The sequence below is a fragment of the Azospirillum agricola genome, from assembly GCF_020005195.1.
GTDB lineage: Bacteria > Pseudomonadota > Alphaproteobacteria > Azospirillales > Azospirillaceae > Azospirillum > Azospirillum agricola.
Window position 1 is genome coordinate 224,842 of record NZ_JAIFZR010000005.1, and the last position, 19,500, is coordinate 244,341.

The following is a 19,500-nucleotide window of genomic DNA, read 5'->3' on the forward strand; positions in this document are numbered from 1 at the left end:
GGTTTCGGGTATAGGCACACGCGAAGGGCAGTCTCTTGCCGGGCAGCAACGTCGTCATCGTCGAATCGCCGGCCAAGGCGAAGACCATCAACAAATACCTGGGCGACGATTACACCGTCATCGCCAGCTTCGGCCATGTGCGCGACCTTCCGGCGCGCGACGGGTCGGTGCGCCCCGACGAGGATTTCGCGATGGAGTGGGAGCTGGGCGACCGCTCCAAGCGCCACATCGACGAGATCGCCAAGGCGGTGAAGACGGCCGACCGCATCTACCTCGCAACCGATCCGGATCGCGAGGGGGAGGCCATCGCCTGGCATTTGTCCGAGCTGCTGCGCGAAAAGCATCTGTCCGACAACCGCGACGTCCAGCGCGTCACCTTCAACGAGATCACCAAGTCGGCCGTCCAGACCGCCATGGCCAACCCGCGCGCCGTGTCGCAGGAGCTGGTCGACGCCTATCTGGCGCGCCGGGCGCTCGACTATCTGGTCGGCTTCACCCTGTCGCCGGTGCTGTGGCGCAAGCTGCCGGGCTCCAAATCGGCCGGCCGCGTCCAGTCGGTGGCGCTGCGCCTGATCTGCGAGCGCGAATCCGAGATCGAGATCTTCAAGCCGCAGGAATACTGGTCGATCGGCGTCGGCTTCACCACGCCGGGCGGGGCCGCCTTCACCGCCTCGCTGACCCAGCTCGACGGCAAGAAGCTCGACAAGTTCGGCCTGCCGAACCGCGAGGCCGCCGAGGCCGCCGTCGCCCGGATCCGCCCGCAGGCCTTCGCCGTCGCCTCGGTCGAGCGCAAGCAGAGCCGCCGCAACCCGTCGCCGCCCTTCACCACCTCGACCCTCCAGCAGGAGGCCTCGCGCAAGCTGGGCTTCGGCGCCACCCGCACCATGCGCACCGCGCAGCGGCTGTACGAGGGCGTCGACATCGGCGGCGAGACGGTCGGCCTCATCACCTACATGCGTACCGACGGCGTCAGCCTGTCGCAGGAGGCCATCGAGTCGGCGCGCGGCCTGATCGGCTCGCATTACGGCGAGCGCTACGTGCCGGAGCAGCCGCGCGTCTACAAGACCGCCGCCAAGAACGCCCAGGAGGCCCACGAGGCCATCCGGCCGACCGACCTGCACCGCCGCCCGGAAAGCGTCGCCTCCCATCTGGAGCCGGACGAGCTACGGCTCTACGAGCTGGTCTGGAAGCGCACGCTGGCCAGCCAGATGGAAAGCGCCGTGCTGGATCAGGTCGCGGTCGACATCGCCAGCCCGTCGAAGGACGTGGTGCTGCGCGCCACCGGCTCGGTGGTCGTGTTCGACGGCTTCCTGAAGGTCTACCAGGAGGGGCGCGACGACGCCGAGGACGACCAGCAGGACCGCCGCCTCCCCGCCATGGAGGAAGGCAACGATCTCACCCAGGGCGAGATCGCGCCGGAGCAGCATTTCACACAGCCGCCGCCGCGCTACTCCGAAGCCAGCCTCGTCAAGCGGCTGGAGGAGCTGGGCATCGGCCGGCCCTCCACCTACGCCTCGATCCTCCAGGTGCTCCAGGACCGCAACTACGTGCGGCTCGACAAGCGGCGCTTCATTCCCGAGGATCGCGGCCGGCTGGTGACGGCCTTCCTGGAGAATTTCTTCCACCGCTACGTCGAGTACAACTTCACGGCCGAGCTTGAGAACCAGCTCGACGAGATCTCCGACGGCAAGATCGACTGGAAGACGGTGCTGCGCGACTTCTGGACCGCCTTCGACGTCGCCGTCAATGGCACCAAGGACCTGACGATCACCCAGGTGCTGACCACGCTGGACGAGGAACTCGGCTCCCACTTCTTCCCGGCGCCGGTCGAGGGCGGGCACGACCCGCGCGTCTGCCCGGTCTGCCGCGAGGGCCGGCTCGGGCTGAAGCTGGGCAAGATGGGCGCCTTCATCGGCTGCTCGCGCTACCCGGAATGCCGCTACACCCGTCCGCTCGCCGTCGCCAACGACGAGAACGGCGAGGTCCAGGAGGGCCCGCGCGAACTCGGCAACGATCCCGAGACCGGCCTGCCGGTGAGCGTGCGGCGCGGCCCCTACGGCGCCTACATCCAGCTCGGCCCGGCTCCGGCGACCGCCGCCCCGCCTCCCCCGCCGCCGGTCGAGGAACCGCCGGCTGACGATAAGGCTGGCGGCAAGAAGGCCAAGGCCAAGAAGAAGCCCAAGGACGACACGCCCAAGCCCAAGCGGGTGTCGCTGCCCAAGGGCATGGCGGCGGCCGACGTCGATCTCGACACCGCGCTGCGGCTGCTGGCGCTGCCGCGCGCCATCGGCAACCACCCGGAAACCAACGAGGAAATCAGCGCCGGCATCGGCCGCTTCGGTCCCTACCTGAAGCACGGCAGCGTCTACAAGTCGCTGACGCCCGACGACGACGTGCTGACCATCGGCATCAACCGGGCCGTCGACCTGCTGGCGGGTGCGGCCAAGAAGGCGTCGGCCCCGGCCAAGACGCTGGGCGACCACCCCAAGACCGGCAAGCCGATCACCATGGGCTCGGGCCGCTTCGGCCCCTACGTGAAGCACGGCAGCGTCTACGCCTCGATCCCCAAGGCGACCGAGCCGGACAGCGTGACGCTGGAGCAGGCGCTGGAGCTGATCGAGGCGAAGGTCGCCAAGGACGCCGCCAAGAAGGGCAAGGCCCCGAAGGAGGCCGAGCCGGCCGCCGCCGAGGCCGGCGACGACGCCGTGAAGGAGAAGAAGGCGCCGGCGAAGAAGACGGCCGCCAAGGCTCCGGCGAAGGCGGCCGCGACCAAGACCGCCGCCGCCGCCAAGTCCACCAAGACCACCAAGGCGAAGGACGCGGCCGAAGCCAAGGCGGAGGACGCCAAGCCGGAGAAGACCGCGGCGCGCAAGAAGGCGTCGTAAACCCTTCCGCAAGGCATCGCGCTGACATAAGCCCTTCTCCCGCAAGGGGAGAAGGGCTTATGTCAGCGCCTCGAACATCCTGATGCATCCCCGTTCGCTTCACAGCGACGAGCGCACGGCAAAACGCCGCCCCTTCCGGTCCGGAGGGGGCGGCGTTTTCTTGTTCAGGCGATCAGATGTGCAGCGGACGGCCGTCCACCGCCAGCGCCGCTTCCTTGGTCGCCTCCGACAGGGTCGGGTGGGCGTGGCAGGTGCGGGCGATGTCCTCGGCGGACGCGCTGAACTCCATGGCGAGCACCAGCTCGGCCACCATCTCCGACACGTTCGGACCCAGCAGATGGACGCCCAGCACCTTGTCGGTGGTGGCGTCGGCCAGGATCTTCACGAAGCCGTCGGTGGTGCCGCTGGCCCGCGCGCGGCCGTTGGCGGTGAAGGGGAACTTGCCGGTCTTGTAGGCGACGCCCGCGGCCTTCAGCTCCTCTTCCGTCTTGCCGACGGCGGCCACTTCCGGCCAGGTGTAGACGACGCCGGGGACGAGGTCGTAGTTGACGTGCCCCTTCTGGCCGGCCAGCAGCTCGGCCAGCGCGACGCCGTCCTCTTCCGCCTTGTGGGCCAGCATCGGGCCTTCGATCACGTCGCCGATGGCGTAGATGCCCGGCACGTTGGTCTCGAAACGATGGCCAACCTTGACCCGGCCGCGCTCGTCCAGCGCCACGCCGACCGCGTCGAGCCCGAGGCCCTGGGTGTAGGCGCGCCGCCCGATGGCGACCAGCACGACGTCGGCCTCCACCGTCTCGGCGGCGCCGCCGGCGGCGGGCTCGACCGACAGCGACACGCCGGTCTCCGAGACGTTGGCGCCGGTCACCTTGGCGCCCAGCTTGAAGGTCATGCCCTGCTTGGCGAAGATGCGCTGGGCCTGCTTGGAGATCTCGCCGTCCATCGTCGGCAGGACGCGGTCGAGATACTCGATCACCGTGACCTGGGCGCCCAGCCGGCCCCAGACCGAGCCCAGCTCCAGGCCGATGACGCCGCCGCCGATGACGACGAGGCGCTTGGGCACCTCCGGCAGCTCCAGGGCGCCGGTGGAGGAAACGACCCGCTTCTCGTCGATGGTCAGGCCGGGCAGCGGCGTGACGTCCGAGCCGGTGGCGATGACGATGGCCTTCGACGCGGTGACGGCGCCGACACCCTCGACCTCGACGGTGGTGCCGGAGGTGATGGTGCCGGCGCCCTTCAGCCAGGTGATCTTGTTCTTCTTGAACAGGAACTCGATGCCGCCGACGTTGTCTTTGACGACCTTGTCCTTGTGGGCGAGCATGCCCGGCAGGTCCAGTTCGACGTTGCCGACCTTGATGCCGAACTTGGCGAGGCCGTGCGCGGCCTCCTCGTACTTCTCCGACGCCGCCAGCAGGGCCTTGGAGGGGATGCAGCCGACGTTCAGGCAGGTGCCGCCGAGCGTGCCGCGCTTCTCCACGCAGGCGACCTTGAAGCCGAGCTGCGCCGCACGGATCGCGCAGACATACCCGCCGGGACCGCCGCCGACCACGACGACGTCAAAAGTGCTTTCAGCCATGAGAGGCTTTCCTTCCGCCATTCTTGCTCGTTGCCAAAAGCCGTCCCGTCCAGCGGGGAGGGCCGCGCGGCGATTTATGCCCGCGCTTCAGCCGGCTGGCAACGAGACACTTCGTCCGGACCGGGTTGCGGGCGGAGGGGCTTGCCGGCCGGGGTCAGAAGCCGAGATCGCGGTAGAGCCCGGCCAGCGGCAGCTCCAGCCCGGCCGTCTCCAGGGTGAGAACGGCGTCGCCCTCCAGCACCTGCGGGGCGGCCGGCCACCGATCGTCGGCGTCGCGGCGGTGCAGCTCGGCGCGGACGGTCCGCGAATCGAGGAACAGGATCTCCCGCACCGACGGCATGGCGGCGTAGACGTGCAGCTTGGCCCGCTGGGCCTTCTCCTCGGTCGGCGAGAGGATCTCGACCAGCAGGGACGGCGCCGTGGTGTAGGGGATGTCCGGGTCGAAGGGCTCGCAGGTCACCGCCAGATCGGCGACCCGGTAATTGTGCGTCGGGTCGAAATGCGGGCGGATGCCGGCCTCGGTCAGGGCGGCGCAGGACTGGCCGTTGCGCCGGTTCCGCTCCGCCAGCGCGTTGCCGAGGTGCCGGGCCAAGCTCCCCTGAAGGGTGCTGTGGGCACGGCTGGGATGCGCCTGGGCGACGACCTCGCCATCGACCAGCTCGTATTGACTGTCCCCGCCGAACGGCATGGCGAGGAATTCGTCCACCGTCACCATTGGCGTGATGCGCAGGGCCCGCGACATGACAACCTCCCGATCCGACCATCGCCCTGGAATGTAAGGGATGTGACCCCGCTTGCGAAGGGCACCCCTTTTGCGCAGCGCGAAATCCAACCGGGTTGGGAAACCTTCACGGCCCCGCTTGCGTTCTTTCAGCCATCGGACCGCACCGCAACGGGAGAGACCCAATGACCAGCATCAAGAAATTCGCCCTGTTCGCCATCCTCGGCACGCTGCTCGGCACCACCCTGACCGCCTGCAACACCTTCGAGGGCGCCGGCCAGGACGTGCAGGCCGGCGGCCGCGCCATCGAGCGTTCGGCCGACAACGTCCAGAAGAAGATGTGAGGCGCGGGGGGCCCTCCGGCCCCCGTCAGCCCTTCAAGCGCTTGATGGTGTTGGTCGTGCTCTGTCCCTGGACCAGCTCGGCCAGCACCACCTTGCCGCCGTAGCCCATCACGAACTCCGCCCCGACCACCGTCGCGACGGTGTAGTCGGCGCCCTTGACCAGCGTGTCGGGCCTGAGCGCGTGGATCAGCGTCTCCGGCGTGTCCTCGCCGAAGATCACCACCAGATCGACGCAGCCGAGCGACGCCAGCACCGTGGCGCGCGCCGTCTCGTTCTGCACCGGGCGGGAATCGCCCTTCAGCCGCTTCACCGATTCGTCGCTGTTCAGCCCGACCACCAGCACGTCGCACGCCGCGCGCGCCTGTTTCAGCAGCGCGATGTGGCCGGGGTGCAGCAGGTCGAAGCAGCCGTTGGTGAAGCCGACGCGCTTGCCGCGCAGCCGCCAGCGCTCCGCCCGCTCCGCCGCCTCGTCGCGGGTCGCGACCTTCTCCTCGCCGTGGCGCCACTCCTGCTCGTGCAGGGCCGACAGCAGCTCGGCGGTGCGGACGACGGCGGTGCCGACCTTCCCCACCACGATGCCGGCCGCGAGGTTGGCCAGCCGCGCCGCGTCGGCCAGCCCGACCCCGACCGCCAGCGCGGCGGCCAGAGTCGCCACCACGGTGTCGCCGGCGCCCGACACGTCGAACACCTCGCGCGCCTCGGCCGGCAGATGCACCACGCCGTCGCGGGTGACCACCGACAGGCCCTGCTCGCTGCGGGTGGCGACGACCGCGCCGATGCCGCAGCTTTCGATCAGGTGGCGGGCGGCGGTCACGACCTCCGCGTCGGTGCGGGCGGGAAGGCCGGTCGCCTCCATCAGCTCCTTGCGGTTGGGGGTGACGATGTCGGCGCCGCGGTAGCGGCGGTAGTCGCGCCCCTTGGGATCGACGACGACCGGCTTGCCGGCCGCGCTGGCCGCCGCGATGACCTGGGCGACCAGCTCGTCGGTCAGCACGCCCTTGCCATAGTCGGACAGGATGACGCCGCCGACCTCGGGCAGGTCGCGGCGGACCTGCTCCAGCACGCGCCCGGCGACGGTGATCGGCGCGACCGTCTCGACGTCGGTGCGCAGAAGCTGCTGCTGGCCGGCGATGAAGCGGGTCTTGACCGTGGTCTGGCGCCCGGCCTCGACAACGATGGAGGCGCCGTCGCTGACCCCCTCCCGCTTCAGCAGGGCCAGCAGGTCGTTGCCCACCCCGTCGCCGCCGACCACCGAAACGAAGCGGCAGGCGGCGTCGAGCGCCACCAGATTGGCCGCCACGTTGCCGGCGCCGCCCAGCTTGGGAAGCTCGCGCTCGATGCGCAGCACGGGGATCGGCGCCTCGGGCGACACCCGTTCCACCGAGCCATAGACGAAACGGTCAAGCATCACGTCGCCAAGGCACAGCACGTTGGCGCGGGACAGGGTGTCGATGTGACGGGCAAGGTCGCTCATGGCGCCTGTCATACCAATCCGCGTGCGTGGACGCCAGAGCCCAGAGCCCAGGGCCGGCGGCCGGCCCTGCGCCGGAGGCTCAGGAAAAGGCCGGCACCGCCCGGCGCAGGTCGCCGGTTCCCCGGCTGAAGGTCAGCGTGAGCTGGCCGGACAGTTCCGCGCCGGAGACCGCCGCCACCGACGCGACCGGCGGGTCCAGGACCAGGCCGGCGGCGGCGAGCGCGCGGCCGAGATCGCCGAGCCGGTCGCCGGGCAGGGAAAAGCGGACCACCGCCATGACGTCCGAAAACAGGGTGTGGTCCTCGATCCAGCCGCCCGACGCGCCGAGCGCGTCGGCGACCGCCATCAGGGCCTGGTTGCGATCCGTCGCGACGACGGCGTCGAATCTGACAAACGAGCGCATGGGACCTCCGGGCAACGTCCGACGCCCCATCCTAGAGGATCCGTAGGCAACCCGCACTGCGGCGGATAAGCTGTCCGTCCGCTCCTCCGCCCTTCCGCCCCTCCCTCCGCCCGCCGCGAGATGCCCGTCCCCGCCATCGTCCCCTCCGCCGCGAACAGCCTGTCGGCCAAGCTGCTGGTGCTCACGATCCTGTTCGTGCTGCTGGCCGAGGTGCTGATCTACACGCCCTCCATCGCGCGCTTCCGCATGACCTACCTGGAGGAGCGGCTGGCCGCCGCCCACATCGCGGCGCTGTCGGTGGAGGCCGCCCCCGACCTCATGGTCACCAGGCAGCTCCAGGCCAAGCTGCTGGCCTACGCCGGCGCCCACGTCATCGACCTGATCCAGCCCGACGCGCGGGTCTACATGCTGTCGCGGCCGATGCCGCCGGAGGTGGACGAGACCTTCGACCTGCGCGCCGCCGGCAACTGGGCGCTGGTGCGCGACGCCTTCCGCGCGCTGACCGAGCCGCGCGACCGGGTGATCCGCGTCATCGACCGCTCGCCCAAGGACCGCGCCCAGCGGGTCGAGGTGACGATGGACGAGCGGCCGATGATCGACGCGATGCTGGATTTCTCGCGCAGCATCCTGGCGGTGTCGGTGGCGATCTCGCTGATCGCCGCCGGGCTGGTGTTCGTGACGCTGCACGCCCTTCTGGTCCGCCCGATGCGGCGGCTGACCGCCGGGGTCGTCGCCTTCCGCCGCGACCCCGACGGCGCCCCGCCGCTGGTGCCGGAGACGCGCGGCGACGAGATCGGCGTCGCCGGGCGCGAGCTGGCCGCCATGCAGGGCACCGTGCGCGCCGCGCTGCGCCAGCGCGAGCGGCTGGCGGCCTTGGGCACCGCCGTCGCCAAGATCAACCACGACCTGCGCGGCATCCTGTCCACCGCGTCGCTGCTGTCGGAGCGGTTGGGCGAGAGCGCCGACCCGGAGGTGCGGCGGGTGACGCCGCGCCTGATGGCCTCGCTCGACCGCGCGGTCGAGCTGTGCGGGCAGACCCTGTCCTTCACCCGCGACGGCGCCCTGCCCCTGCGGCTCGGCCCAATCGACCTGCGCGCCCTCGCCGAGGAGGCCGGCGCGCAGGCGCTCGACACGCTGCGGCCGGACGGCGAGCGCGTCGAGGCGCGCTGGATCAACGACGTTCCGGCGGGGACCGTCGTCCAGGCCGACGCCGTGCAACTGTCGCGCGCCTTGGCCAATCTCACCCGGAACGCCGTGCAGGCCGGGGCCGACGAGCTGCGGATCGCCATCGCGCCGCGCGCCGGAACGGCGGACGCCCCGCTGACCGTCACCGTCGCCGACAACGGACCGGGCCTGCCGCCACGGGCGCGCGACCATCTGTTCCAACCCTTCGCCGGGTCGGCGCGGGCCGGCGGCATCGGACTCGGACTCGCCATCGCGCGCGAGGTGCTGCGCGCCCATGGCGGCGAGCTGCGGCTGGTGGAGAGCACCGGCGAGGGCAGCGTCTTCGCCCTCGACCTGCCCGTGGCGGGTCCCGGCGCGACGTCCCCGGCACCGCGAAAGTCATTCGTGCCGCATTGATCTGCCGCATTGATTTTCACGCTGCGCTGCCGCAAAGTCCCGGCAAATCGCAAGCGTTTGTCCTATCCCGTTCGGAATAGCCCGGAGCGCTTGGCGCGGCTTTCTTTTCGAAAGGACCTTTGACGTGAAAGCACTCGGCAACTGGACGTCGCCCATCCTCGCCGGAATCATGGCCTTCATCGGGCTGCTCGCCTCCTCGCGCGCCGCCGACAGCGCCTTCGAGGTGGGCGGGCTGCTCGTGTTCCTGGGCTGCGTCGTCTACATCTTCGCGGCCATCGGCCGTCATTTCGACCAGGCGGGCGCCACCCACTGAGGACCGGCGCGGCGGCCGTTGCGCCGCCGACGTCCTTCGTCATGACCGGGCTTGGCCCGGCCATCCATGTGGAACCTTGAGATTCGCCCGTGGATGCCCGTGCCGAGCACGGGCATGACGAAGAGACAGCCCGACAGGGAAAGGAAAAGCCGCTTCCTGCGCCGCGTCGATGCCTATACAGCGTCGATGTAGGCGAGCAGCGGCGCCCAGTCGCCGCGATGCTCGCCGGCACGCTTGCCGGGCATGTCGAACAGACTGAGGCCGGTCGCCGCCGCGTCGGCGTAGATCTGGCTGTCGCGCAGCCGCGTCACCACCCGGTGCCCGATCCCGCCCAGGAACTGGTCCAGCCGGTCGGCCGCCTTGGTGCGCGCCCGCATCCGGTTGCCGACCACCGCCACCGCCTTCCGGTGCCTGGCGATCGACTTCAGCTCCTCCAGCTTGCCGAGGAAGCGCTGGGTCGCCTGCTCGTCGAAGGCGCCGGGCAGCACCGGCAGGACGACGACGTCCGCCATCTTCACCAGATCCTCGATCTGCTTCGTCTTCAGGGCGGCCGGCGCGTCGATCACCAGCCGCTTGGTGCCGCGCGGCGCGCTGTCGAACTCCTTCGCCCAATCCATGCCGATCAGCGACGGCGCCTTTTCCGGACGCCGCTCCAGCCAGCCGAGCGACGAGCGCTGGCGGTCGACGTCGGCGAGGACGGTGGGCAGCCCGGCCACGGCGGAGGCGGCGGCAAGGTGGGTGGCGATCGTGGTCTTGCCACAACCGCCCTTGATGTTGGCGACGAGGATCGTGAGCATGCGGTCGAGTCTACACCACGCCGTCGTGCTTCGACCAGAAGCGCTTGGTGTCGAGGAAATCGTGCCAGCGGGCGACGAGATCCGCCTCGCCGTCCGACACGCCGCGGGCGTGCCAGCCGATGACGATGCCGGCGGCGCGCGGCTCGCCGGGGGCGGAACGGCTGCCGTCCTCGTGCAGCTCGTGCAGCAGCCGGGTCGCCGTCGCCACGTCGTTCAGATGGCCGAGCGCGTCCTGGAAACCCGCCAGCTCCTGAAGATAGCGGCGCACCGGCTTGTCGTCGTAGAGGCTGCGGAAGAACTCGGCGGCGTAGCGCAGCTTCTTCAGGGCGATGCGGAGCTGGTGGCGCTGCGCCACCGGCAGATGGGCGAAGCCGTGGCCGGCCCGTCTGGCCTTCTTGTGGCGCTTCTCCAGCAGATGGTCGGCCAGGCCGGTGACCGGCCCGAACAGCCGCACCGAATCCTCGCTGACCGGCTGGTCGCGCCAGCCGCGCTTCTCCACCCAGGCGCCGAGCCCGAGCAGGAAGGCGGTGTAGCGCTCCGACCCGATGGCGGCGCGGACGGTCTCGTAGGCGCGCAGGCGGCGCGCCTCGGCGGCGGCGGCCAGCGCGTCGATGTCCTCGACCGCCGAGCGGCCGTGCCCGTCGGCGCGGTGGAAGGCGTCGCGCACCGGGGCCAGCAGCTCGGTCGCGAAGACGTCCCAGTCGCGCGCCGGCCCGAGGCTGCCGGCCAGCCATTTGATCTCGCCGACCAGCCAGAGATACTGCGGGCCCGGCACGAAGGGCCGGAACAGCGCGATGGCCGAGCGCAGGCGGCGCAGCGCCACCCGCATCTGATGAACGCCTTCGGGATCGTCGCCGTTCAGCGTCGCCGCCTCGTTGGCGGCGAGGTGGGCGAGGCAGGCGCGCATGATGCGGCCGACCGCGCCCTCGACCGTTGTGTCGGAATCGAGCCGCAGCTTGTCGGCCTTCACCGCCGCGTCGGCCCCCCCGGCGGCCAGCGCGTAGCCGCGCGCCGCCTTGGTCCTGATCTCCAGCCGCAGCGGCGCCAGCTTCGCCAATTCCAGCGCCAGATCGTAGAGGGCGGCGGGCGAACCGCTCTTCAGTTCGAGCTCGACCTCCGACAGCGGGGTGGTGGCGCCGCCGCCGGGCAGCCGCACCTCGCCCCGGTCGAAGGCGATCTCGATGGAGGAGGCGCCGTCGCCCTCGCCGAACGCGACGTCGAGGCTGGTGCGCTCGACGACCGAGGTGAAGACCGGCCGCAGCTCCGATTCGGTGAGCGGGCCGAGCAGATCCAGCGCCTCGCCGTCGGTGATCAGCGTCAGGTCGGGTTCGGCGGCGGTCACCGCGCATTCCCATTCGCCACGGCCGAGCCCGTCGCCGTCCGGCGCCGACTTCACGGTCTGGACGAATCCGTCGCCGGTCCGGCGCACCCGCAGGGTGACGCGGCGGTCGGCCAGACGCCCATCCTCCGTGTCGTAATAGGTGCTTTCCAGGGTCCGCGTCACCGCCGGGGCGGTGGCCCGCGCGGCGATGGACGGGGCGGCACGCAGGGTTTCCAGATCCTCCGGCCTCGCGGCCAGCTTCAGTTCCGTCTCGCGGTTGGTGTCCGCCTCAGCCATCGCTTGCGCCTCGAACCCCCGTTCCACGGCCACACAGGCCCACAAGGTGGGTGTTTGCACAGCCCCCCACCAGGGTCAAGTTACGGTAAAAAGACTATCATTGCGGTTGTGGAACCCGGACGGAGCGCGACCGGCCCGCCTATGGCCGATTCGCCGCTGCCCCCACCCGGTTGGAGGCGTTGCAAAGCGGCAGGCGCTGTGCTTGGGTGCGCTCAAAATCTCCACACCCTGCCAAAGCATTGGCTTGTCATACATTGGGGAAGCGCGACGATGACCGATTTCAACACGATCGACGACCTTGAGGTGAGCGGGAAGACGGTGCTGGTGCGCGCCGACCTGAACGTGCCGATGCAGGATGGCAAGGTGTCCGACACCACCCGCATCGACCGTCTGGCCCCGACTCTGAAGGAGCTGTCGCAGAAGGGCGCCAAGGTCGTCGTGCTGTCGCATTTCGGCCGCCCGAAGAACGGTCCGGACGCCAAGAACTCGCTGCGCAACGTGCTGGACGCGCTGAGCGCCGCCGTCGGCCAGAAGGTCGCCTTCGCCGAGGATTGCGTCGGCCAGCCCGCCAAGGACGCCATCGCCAAGGTGCATGAGGGCGCCATCGTCCTGCTGGAGAACACCCGTTTCCACGCGGAGGAGGAGAAGAACGACCCCGCCTTCGCGAAGCGGATCGCCGAGCTGGGCGACCTCTACGTCAACGACGCCTTCTCCGCCGCGCACCGCGCCCACGCCTCGACCGAGGGCGTCGCCCGGCTGCTGCCCAGCGCCGCCGGCCGCCTGATGGAGGCCGAGTTGAAGGCGCTGACGCTGGCGCTGGAGAAGCCGGAGCGTCCGGTCGCCGCCGTCGTCGGCGGGGCCAAGATCTCGACCAAGCTGGAGCTGCTCGGCAACATGGTCCGCAAGGTGGACCTGCTGGCGCTGGGCGGCGGCATGGCCAACACCTTCCTGTTCGCGCAGGGCGTCGATGTCGGCGCCTCGCTGTGCGAGAAGGACATGGCCGACCAGGCCCGCGCCATCATGGCGACCGCCAAGGAGAGCAACTGCGAGATCCTGCTGCCCAAGGATTTCGTCGTCGCCAAGGAGTTCAAGGCGGGCGCCGAGAACCGCGTGGTGGCCTTCGACGCCATCGGCGCGGACGAGATGGCGCTGGACGTCGGCCCGGCCACGGTGGAGTTCCTGGGGCTGAAGCTCCAGGGCGCCAAGACCATCGTGTGGAACGGCCCGCTCGGCGCCTTCGAGATCGCGCCCTTCGACGCCGGCACCAACGCGGTCGCCGGCCTCGTCGCCGCGCGCACCGAGGCGGGCGGGCTGCTGTCGGTGGCCGGCGGCGGCGACACGGTGGCGGCGCTGGCCCACGCCGGGGCCGAGGAGAAGTTCACCTACGTGTCGGCCGCCGGCGGCGCCTTCCTGGAATGGCTGGAAGGCAAGGAGCTGCCGGGCGTCGCGGCGCTGAAGAAGTGACGATTCGGCGACGTTGAGGAAACGACGAGGGGAGGCACGCCGCCTCCCCTTTTTTGTTTGCGGCACCGCGCCGCTCGAAGCCATAGGTCGGAACAAGCCATAGAGCCCTCTCCCGCCCCGCGAGAGGGAAATTTTGCGGCGCCCCGAGATGTGCGCATACCGTAGCGCGCCGGCGGGGGTCCATCGGGCCCGAGTCCACCGGATTCGCGGATTGCGCCGAAACCTCCGCAGACGGGAACGCTTTTGCTTATCATGGGCCGACCGTTCCCGCCGCCCACGGAGCCCCGCCATGGCCCTCGACACCTTCTCATCCCGGACCCGTCGCTGCGCATGAACCAATGGAACATGGAACAGGAGCGGGAATCCTGTTCCACGGTGTTTCAAACGTTCCAAACGTTCCATTCCCCGTCCCGCGCGGACGCTGCCGCCACGGGCGATTGCCCCGCGCCTGTCGGAATCGGCTTGCATCCCGGCGCGCCAGGCGCCATAACAGCGGTGGGAGACTGGCGTCGGACGAGTCCCTCGCCAACCCGGTCAGGTCCGGAAGGAAGCAGCCGCAACGAGTTACGGCTCGGGTCGTTCGTCCAGTCTCCTACCTTATTCCCCTTCAAAAGAACGCCAGCGAAGACAGACGGCGACAGCACGGCGCCGGGACGCTATTCTGCGCCCCGATCATCATCCGCCGTCCTTCCCTCGTCGTCTTACGGGCCAGCCGCGTGACCGATACCACCGATACCCTGGACCATCCGCCGACCGCCCCCGCGACCGGGCTGGCCTACCGGGTGCTCGCGCGCAAATACCGCCCGAAGACCTTCGACGAGCTGATCGGCCAGGACGCGCTGGTCCGCACGCTGACCAACGCCATCCATTCCGGCCGCATCGCCCAGGCCTTCATGCTGACCGGGGTGCGCGGCGTCGGCAAGACCACCACCGCCCGCATCATCGCCCGCGCGCTGAACTGCACCGGGCCGGACGGCAGCGGCGGGCCGACCGTCACCCCCTGCGGCGTCTGCGACAATTGCCGCGCCATCGCCGAGGACCGCCACGTCGACGTGATGGAGATGGACGCCGCCAGCCACACCGGCGTCGACGACATCCGCGAGATCATCGACGGCGTGCGCTACGCGCCCGTCTCGGCGCGCTACAAGCTCTACATCATCGACGAGGTCCACATGCTGTCCAAGAGCGCGTTCAACGCGCTCCTGAAGACGCTGGAGGAACCGCCGAGCCATGTGAAGTTCGTCTTCGCCACCACCGAGATCCGCAAGGTGCCGGTCACGGTGCTGTCGCGCTGCCAGCGCTTCGACCTGCGCCGCGTCGACGCCCAGGTGCTGAAGGACCATTTCACCCGCGTCACCGCGCTGGAGGGTGCGGCGATCGAGCCGGACGCGGCGGCGCTGGTCGCGCGGGCCGCCGACGGGTCGGTGCGCGACGGGCTGTCGCTGCTCGACCAGGCGATCGCGCTGGCCAACGGGACGGTGACGGCGCAGCAGGTCCGCGACATGCTGGGGCTGGCCGACCGCACCCGCGTGATCGACCTGTTCGAAGCCGCTTTGTCGGCCCGCCCGGCCGAGGCGATGGACATCCTGTCCGACCTGCACCGGGTCGGCGCCGATCCGGTGGTCATCCTCCAGGATCTGCTCGACCTCGTGCACAACCTGACCCGGCTGAAGGTGGTGCCCGACACCGCCAACGACCCTTCCCTGCCGGAGGCCGAGCGCACGCGCGGCGCCACCCTGTCCGGCCGGCTCGGCATGCCGGCGCTGACCCGCGCGTGGCAGCTGCTGCTGAAGGGGCTGGGCGAGGTGCAGGCGGCCCCCGTGCCGCAGCAGGCGCTGGAGATGGTCATCGTGCGGCTGTCCTACGCCGCCGACCTGCCGACTCCGGGCGAGCTGATCCGCCAGTTCCAGGCCCAGCAGGCCGGCGGCGGGAATGGCAGCGGGAATGGCGGTGCCAGCGGCGGTGCCCCGATGCGCGGCCCCGGCGGGACTGGCGGCGGCCCCGTCGCGGTGGCGTCGAACGGCGCGCTCGCGGTGGCCCGGCCGCTGGAGGCGGTGCAGGCCCACGCCCAGCCCGCGCAGGCCGTCCAGGCACAGGCACAGCCGAGGCCCGCCCCGGCCCCCCTGCCCGTTCCGGCCGGCGAGGAGCTGTCCCCCATGCCGCGCGACTTCCGCGCGCTGGCCCAGCTCTTCTCCGAACGGCGCGAGGGCGCGCTCTACGGCTATCTGGTGGAGACGGTGCATCTGGTCCGGCTGGAGCCGGGCCGGCTGGAGCTGCGGCTGAAGCCGTCGGCCCCGTCCACCCTGCCGGCCAAGGTCGGGCAGTTCCTGACCGAATGGACCGGCCAGCGCTGGATCGTGGCGCTCTCCGACAGCCCCGGCCAGCCGACTCTGGCCGAGCAGGACCAGGCCGACAAGCGCCGCGCCCAGTCGGAGGCGGAGGCCAACCCGGTGGTGCGCGCCGTGCTCGACGCCTTCAGCGGCGCGAGGATCATCGACATCCGCGACCTCGCCGCCATCGCCGCGGCGGAGAGTGCCGAGGTTGCCGATGACGGCGAGACACCCGATTTCATGGTTCAGCAGCAGGACGACGGGATCTATTACCCGCTCGACGACGAAGGAGAGTACTGACCGATGAAGAATATCGGCAACATGATGAAGCAGGCCCAGCAGATGCAGGCCAAGATGCAGGAGATGCAGGCCAGCCTCGACCAGGTCGAGATGTCCGGCCAGAGCGGCGCCGGCATGGTCTCCGTGACCGTCAACGGCAAGGGCGAGATGAAGAAGATCAAGCTCGACAAGTCCGTCGTCGATCCGGAAGACACCGAGGTGCTGGAGGACCTGATCCTCGCCGCCTTCAACGACGCCAAGAAGAAGGTCGAGGCCCACGTCGCCGAGGAGACCTCCAAGCTGATGGGCGGGCTGAAGCTGCCGCCGGGCATCAAGCTGCCGTTCTGAGGTTAAATCCCTCTCCCGCCCCGGGAGAGGGAGGGGATCCGCGGCACCAGCCGTGGGGAGGGTGAGGGGTGATCCGGACATGGATCCCCCTCGATCCTTGCATCACCCCTCACCCTTCCCACCGCTTCGCGGTGGGCCCCTTCCCTCTCCCGGGGCGGGAGAGGGAGACGCACGCGTCGGCATCCAATTTCCCCATGATCGGACCTGAAATCGAACGCCTGATCCAGCTGCTGTCCAAGCTGCCGGGGCTGGGGCCCCGGTCGGCGCGGCGGGCGGCGCTGCATCTGATGAAGCGGCGGGACAGCCTGCTGGTTCCGCTGTCCGAAGCCATGGCGCTGGCCGGCGAATCGATCCGCGCCTGCTCGGTCTGCGGCAACCTGGACAGCCGCGATCCCTGCACCGTCTGTTCCGACCCCAGCCGCGACCGCTCGGTGATCTGCGTGGTCGAGGACGCCGGCGACCTGTGGGCGCTGGAACGCACCCGCGCCTTCCGCGGCACCTACCATGTGCTGGGCGGGCTGCTCTCGGCGTTGCAGGGCGTCGGGCCCGACGACCTCAACCTCGCCGCCCTGGCCGAACGCGCCAAGGACCCGGCGGTGCGCGAGGTCATCCTGGCGCTGAACGCCACCGTGGACGGGCAGACCACCGCCCATGTCGTGACCGACCGGCTGGCCGGCGCCGAGGTGGCGGTGTCGCGGCTGGCGCACGGCGTGCCGGTCGGCGGCGAACTCGACTATCTCGACGACGGCACGCTGACCGCCGCGCTGAAGGCCCGCCGGCCGCTCTGAGGGAAGCAAACCCCTCCGCTGAGGCCACGAAAAAGGCCCCGTCCCTTTCCGGGACGGGGCCTTTCTCACAGCGGAATGCCTGGGGACGTCGCCGGCCCGGCGCCGCCGCCGGCGTTACTGCGGCAGCGGCTGCGGGCTGTCGGACAGCGAACGGAGATAGGCGATGACGTTGGCGCGGTCGTTGTCCTTCTTCAGACCGGCAAAGCTCATCTTGGTGCCCGGCGCGTAGGCCTTCGGGTCGTAGAGGAACTTGTTCAGCTCGTCGTAGCTCCACTGGCCGCCGGTCTTGACCAGCGCGTCGGAATAGCCGAAGCCGGCCATGTGCCCCTTCGGACCGCCGAGGACGTTGAACAGGTTCGGGCCGACCTTGTTGGCGCCGCCCTTGTCGAAGCTGTGGCAGGCCGCGCAGGCCTTGGCCGCGTTCTGGCCGGCGGCCGGGTCGGCCGAGGCCATCAGCGGAGCGATGGGGGCCGGGCCGGCGGGAGCGCCGCCCTTCGGAGCGCCGCCCGCGCTCTGGCCTTCCGGCGTCGCGACCACGAAGGCGTTCTTTTCCGTCTTCTTCGGGTGGACGAGCACCTCGGAGGCAAAGCCGGTCAGCATGGCGATCAACCCCGCCAGCAGCACAGCACCGAAAATCTTGTTCAACTCCATGCTCATGTGAGTCACTCAGTCCTTATCTCGGTTCCCTGGGGTTTGCTCCCGCCCTTGGCAGAGGTGCCGGGTCGCACAATACCGTGCGGACACAGGCTTGTCACCGGCCGGCACAACCGAATCGCACCCTGCGGAAAGCGGGGATGCTTGACGCCGCCAACGGATCCGTGTTTCACCCGCCCCATCCTCGAAGCCGTCATCCCGAGCGCCCGCGCCATGACCGATCCGACCCTTCCGCCGCCGTCCAACCCCATCGTGGTGATCCCGGCGCGCATGGCGTCCACCCGGCTGCCCGGAAAGCCGCTGGCCGACATCCTCGGCGTGCCGATGATCGTCCATGTCCTGCGCCGCGCGGTCGAGGCCGGCATCGGCCCGGTCGTCGTCGCCTGCGCCGAGCCCGAGATCGCCCGCGCGGTCGAGGCCGCCGGCGGCACCGCGGTGCTGACCCGGCCCGACCACCCGTCGGGCTCCGACCGCATCTTCGAGGCGGTCGGCCTGATCGACCCGGAGGGCCGGCACGACGCGATCGTGAACGTGCAGGGCGACCTGCCGACCGTCGAGGCCGCCGCCGTGCGCGCCGCCTTCGCGACCCTGTCCGATCCGGCGGTCGACATCGCCACGCTGGTCGTGCCGATCACCCGGGAGGCGGAGCGCGCGGATCCCAACGTCGTCAAGGCGGTGCTGGAACTGCGGCCCGGTGCGGCAAAGGGACGCGCGCTCTATTTCACCCGCGCCACCGCGCCGTGGGGCGAGGGCGAGTTGTTCCACCACATCGGGCTCTACGCCTACCGGCGCGCGGCGCTGGAACGCTTCGTCAGCCTGCCCCCCTCGATGCTGGAACAGCGCGAGCGGCTGGAGCAGCTGCGGGCGCTGTCGAACGGCATGCGGATCGACGCGGCGGTCGTTGACGCGGTTCCGCTCGGCGTCGATACTCCGGACGACCTGGAGCGCGCCCGCGCGCTGCTGTCGGGCCGATCCTCCCACATTTCCCCCTCCCCTGCCCCTTGACGTCCGCGCGACGAACGCCCCACCCACGCACGCCAGCGGAGCCGGTCATCACCATGTCGAATTCGAACGTCATCGCCTTCCAGGGCTTCCCGGGAGCCTATTCCGATCTGGCCTGCCGCAACGCGCGGCCGACCATGACGACGCTGCCCTGCCCGACCTTCGACGCCGCCTTCGCCGCCGTGCGCGACGGCCGCGCCTCGCTGGCGATGATCCCGGTGGAGAACTCCATCGCTGGCCGCGTCGCCGACAACCACCATCTGCTGCCCGAGGGCGGCCTGCACATCATCGGCGAGCATTTCCAGCGCGTGAACCACATGCTGCTGGCGCCGAAGGGGGCGACGCTCGACGGGCTCAGGACGGTGCGCAGCCACATCCAGGCGCTGTCGCAATGCCAGACGATGACCCGCTCGCTCGGGCTGGAGGCAATCAACCACGCCGACACGGCGGGCGCGGCCCGCGAGATCGCCGCGCTGAACGACCCGGCCCACGCCGCCATCGCCTCGTCGCTGGCCGCCGAGATCTACAACCTTGACATCCTGAAGAGCGGCATCGAGGACGCGACGCACAACACCACCCGCTTCCTCATCATGGCGCGCGAGCCGAAGCTGCCGGCGCTGGATTCCTGCAAGACCATCACCACCTTCGTGTTCAGCGTCCGCAGCGTCCCGGCGGCGCTGTACAAGGCGCTGGGCGGCTTCGCCACCAACGGCGTCAACATGACCAAGCTGGAAAGCTACATGGTCGGCGGCCGCTTCACCCAGACCCAGTTCTACGCCGACGTCGAGGGCCACCCCGACGAGCGCCCGCTGCGCCTCGCCCTGGAGGAGTTGGACTTTTTCGCCCGCGAGGTGAAGATCCTCGGCGTCTACCCGGCCAACCCCTTCCGCTACCAGGAAAGCCAACGCATCGGCGAGGATTGAGGG

Annotated in this window: 17 protein-coding genes and 1 other RNA gene; 11 read left to right on the forward strand and 7 right to left on the reverse strand. The window is 70.3% G+C overall.

Annotated elements, in window-relative coordinates:
- The first annotated feature begins 35 nt into the window (after positions 1 to 35).
- Entirely contained in the window at positions 36 to 2,885 is a 2,850-nt protein-coding gene (gene topA, locus JN22_RS15930) for a type I DNA topoisomerase (protein WP_085554907.1), read from the forward strand.
- A 172-nt stretch (positions 2,886 to 3,057) separates the two neighbouring features.
- On the opposite strand, the gene lpdA is transcribed toward topA, so the two are convergent.
- Both lpdA and JN22_RS15940 read right to left on the reverse strand, forming a co-directional pair.
- Positions 3,058 to 4,458 (reverse strand): dihydrolipoyl dehydrogenase, encoded by a 1,401-nt coding sequence (gene lpdA, locus JN22_RS15935; protein ID WP_085554908.1) that lies wholly within the window; start codon positions 4,456 to 4,458, stop codon positions 3,058 to 3,060.
- 154 nt (positions 4,459 to 4,612) lie between these two features.
- Positions 4,613 to 5,200, reverse strand: coding sequence for a Uma2 family endonuclease (locus JN22_RS15940; RefSeq protein ID WP_085554910.1), 588 nt, complete (start codon positions 5,198 to 5,200; stop codon positions 4,613 to 4,615).
- A gap of 164 nt (positions 5,201 to 5,364) precedes the next feature.
- Between JN22_RS15940 and JN22_RS15945 the strand changes: the two genes are divergently transcribed.
- Positions 5,365 to 5,523 carry an entericidin A/B family lipoprotein gene (locus JN22_RS15945; protein ID WP_085554911.1) on the forward strand — a complete coding sequence of 53 codons (159 nt, stop codon included), beginning with the start codon at positions 5,365 to 5,367 and terminating at the stop codon, positions 5,521 to 5,523.
- 25 nt (positions 5,524 to 5,548) lie between these two features.
- Here JN22_RS15945 and rfaE1 read toward each other — a convergent pair whose 3' ends face one another.
- Positions 5,549 to 6,997, reverse strand: coding sequence for a D-glycero-beta-D-manno-heptose-7-phosphate kinase (gene rfaE1, locus JN22_RS15950; RefSeq protein ID WP_085554912.1), 1,449 nt, complete (start codon positions 6,995 to 6,997; stop codon positions 5,549 to 5,551).
- 79 nt (positions 6,998 to 7,076) lie between these two features.
- Positions 7,077 to 7,400, reverse strand: coding sequence for a hypothetical protein (locus tag JN22_RS15955; protein ID WP_085554913.1), 324 nt, complete (start codon positions 7,398 to 7,400; stop codon positions 7,077 to 7,079).
- 120 nt (positions 7,401 to 7,520) lie between these two features.
- Here JN22_RS15955 and JN22_RS15960 point away from each other — a divergent pair, with 120 nt between their 5' ends.
- Together JN22_RS15960 and JN22_RS15965 are read left to right on the forward strand one after the other, a co-directional pair.
- Positions 7,521 to 8,981: a sensor histidine kinase gene (locus JN22_RS15960; RefSeq protein ID WP_085554914.1), complete on the forward strand. Its 1,461-nt coding sequence runs from the start codon at positions 7,521 to 7,523 to the stop codon at positions 8,979 to 8,981.
- A gap of 124 nt (positions 8,982 to 9,105) precedes the next feature.
- Positions 9,106 to 9,294 carry a hypothetical protein gene (locus tag JN22_RS15965; RefSeq protein ID WP_085554915.1) on the forward strand — a complete coding sequence of 63 codons (189 nt, stop codon included), beginning with the start codon at positions 9,106 to 9,108 and terminating at the stop codon, positions 9,292 to 9,294.
- Between the two features lie 173 nt (positions 9,295 to 9,467).
- Here JN22_RS15965 and JN22_RS15970 read toward each other — a convergent pair whose 3' ends face one another.
- Positions 9,468 to 10,091, reverse strand: coding sequence for a ParA family protein (locus JN22_RS15970; RefSeq protein WP_085554916.1), 624 nt, complete (start codon positions 10,089 to 10,091; stop codon positions 9,468 to 9,470).
- Between the two features lie 10 nt (positions 10,092 to 10,101).
- Positions 10,102 to 11,709, reverse strand: a complete 1,608-nt coding sequence (locus JN22_RS15975; protein WP_085554917.1) for a CYTH and CHAD domain-containing protein — start codon at positions 11,707 to 11,709, stop codon at positions 10,102 to 10,104.
- A gap of 270 nt (positions 11,710 to 11,979) precedes the next feature.
- Here JN22_RS15975 and JN22_RS15980 point away from each other — a divergent pair, with 270 nt between their 5' ends.
- The 5 genes from JN22_RS15980 (at position 11,980) to recR (ending at position 16,918) form a co-directional block, all read left to right on the forward strand.
- A complete protein-coding gene (locus JN22_RS15980) occupies positions 11,980 to 13,173 on the forward strand; it encodes a phosphoglycerate kinase (RefSeq protein ID WP_085554918.1) in 1,194 nt (397 codons plus the stop codon).
- A gap of 498 nt (positions 13,174 to 13,671) precedes the next feature.
- Positions 13,672 to 13,769: signal recognition particle sRNA small type (ffs, locus tag JN22_RS15985), an RNA gene on the forward strand.
- 120 nt (positions 13,770 to 13,889) lie between these two features.
- Positions 13,890 to 15,803: a DNA polymerase III subunit gamma/tau gene (locus tag JN22_RS15990; protein WP_085554919.1), complete on the forward strand. Its 1,914-nt coding sequence runs from the start codon at positions 13,890 to 13,892 to the stop codon at positions 15,801 to 15,803.
- 3 nt (positions 15,804 to 15,806) lie between these two features.
- On the forward strand, positions 15,807 to 16,130 hold the full coding sequence (locus JN22_RS15995; protein ID WP_085554920.1) for a YbaB/EbfC family nucleoid-associated protein: 324 nt from the start codon (positions 15,807 to 15,809) through the stop codon (positions 16,128 to 16,130).
- A gap of 194 nt (positions 16,131 to 16,324) precedes the next feature.
- Positions 16,325 to 16,918 carry a recombination mediator RecR gene (gene recR, locus JN22_RS16000; protein WP_085554921.1) on the forward strand — a complete coding sequence of 198 codons (594 nt, stop codon included), beginning with the start codon at positions 16,325 to 16,327 and terminating at the stop codon, positions 16,916 to 16,918.
- Positions 16,919 to 17,032: 114 nt separating this feature from the next.
- Here the strand turns inward: recR and JN22_RS16005 are convergent, their stop codons facing one another.
- A complete protein-coding gene (locus JN22_RS16005) occupies positions 17,033 to 17,575 on the reverse strand; it encodes a c-type cytochrome (protein ID WP_085554922.1) in 543 nt (180 codons plus the stop codon).
- A 210-nt stretch (positions 17,576 to 17,785) separates the two neighbouring features.
- On the opposite strand from JN22_RS16005, the gene JN22_RS16010 reads away from it, so the two are divergent.
- Both JN22_RS16010 and JN22_RS16015 read left to right on the forward strand, forming a co-directional pair.
- Complete coding sequence (locus JN22_RS16010) at positions 17,786 to 18,577, forward strand: 3-deoxy-manno-octulosonate cytidylyltransferase (RefSeq protein WP_085554923.1); 792 nt, start codon at positions 17,786 to 17,788, stop codon at positions 18,575 to 18,577.
- 53 nt (positions 18,578 to 18,630) lie between these two features.
- Positions 18,631 to 19,497, forward strand: coding sequence for a prephenate dehydratase (locus JN22_RS16015; RefSeq protein WP_085554924.1), 867 nt, complete (start codon positions 18,631 to 18,633; stop codon positions 19,495 to 19,497).
- Positions 19,498 to 19,500: the final 3 nt, after the last annotated feature.

Excerpts from the sequence above, each read along its gene's own strand:
- JN22_RS15940 (WP_085554910.1), bottom strand. The coding sequence starts at position 5,200 with ATGTCGCGGGCCCTGCGCATCACGCCAATGGTGACGGTGGACGAATTC.
- JN22_RS15955 (WP_085554913.1), bottom strand. The coding sequence starts at position 7,400 with ATGCGCTCGTTTGTCAGATTCGACGCCGTCGTCGCGACGGATCGCAAC.
- JN22_RS16010 (WP_085554923.1), top strand. The coding sequence starts at position 17,786 with ATGACCGATCCGACCCTTCCGCCGCCGTCCAACCCCATCGTGGTGATC.
- JN22_RS15945 (WP_085554911.1), top strand. The coding sequence starts at position 5,365 with ATGACCAGCATCAAGAAATTCGCCCTGTTCGCCATCCTCGGCACGCTG.
- JN22_RS15970 (WP_085554916.1), bottom strand. The coding sequence starts at position 10,091 with ATGCTCACGATCCTCGTCGCCAACATCAAGGGCGGTTGTGGCAAGACC.
- recR (WP_085554921.1), top strand. The coding sequence starts at position 16,325 with ATGATCGGACCTGAAATCGAACGCCTGATCCAGCTGCTGTCCAAGCTG.
- JN22_RS16015 (WP_085554924.1), top strand. The coding sequence starts at position 18,631 with ATGTCGAATTCGAACGTCATCGCCTTCCAGGGCTTCCCGGGAGCCTAT.
- JN22_RS15975 (WP_085554917.1), bottom strand. The coding sequence starts at position 11,709 with ATGGCTGAGGCGGACACCAACCGCGAGACGGAACTGAAGCTGGCCGCG.
- JN22_RS15995 (WP_085554920.1), top strand. The coding sequence starts at position 15,807 with ATGAAGAATATCGGCAACATGATGAAGCAGGCCCAGCAGATGCAGGCC.
- JN22_RS15960 (WP_085554914.1), top strand. The coding sequence starts at position 7,521 with ATGCCCGTCCCCGCCATCGTCCCCTCCGCCGCGAACAGCCTGTCGGCC.
- JN22_RS16005 (WP_085554922.1), bottom strand. The coding sequence starts at position 17,575 with ATGAGCATGGAGTTGAACAAGATTTTCGGTGCTGTGCTGCTGGCGGGG.
- JN22_RS15980 (WP_085554918.1), top strand. The coding sequence starts at position 11,980 with ATGACCGATTTCAACACGATCGACGACCTTGAGGTGAGCGGGAAGACG.
- lpdA (WP_085554908.1), bottom strand. The coding sequence starts at position 4,458 with ATGGCTGAAAGCACTTTTGACGTCGTCGTGGTCGGCGGCGGTCCCGGC.
- rfaE1 (WP_085554912.1), bottom strand. The coding sequence starts at position 6,997 with ATGAGCGACCTTGCCCGTCACATCGACACCCTGTCCCGCGCCAACGTG.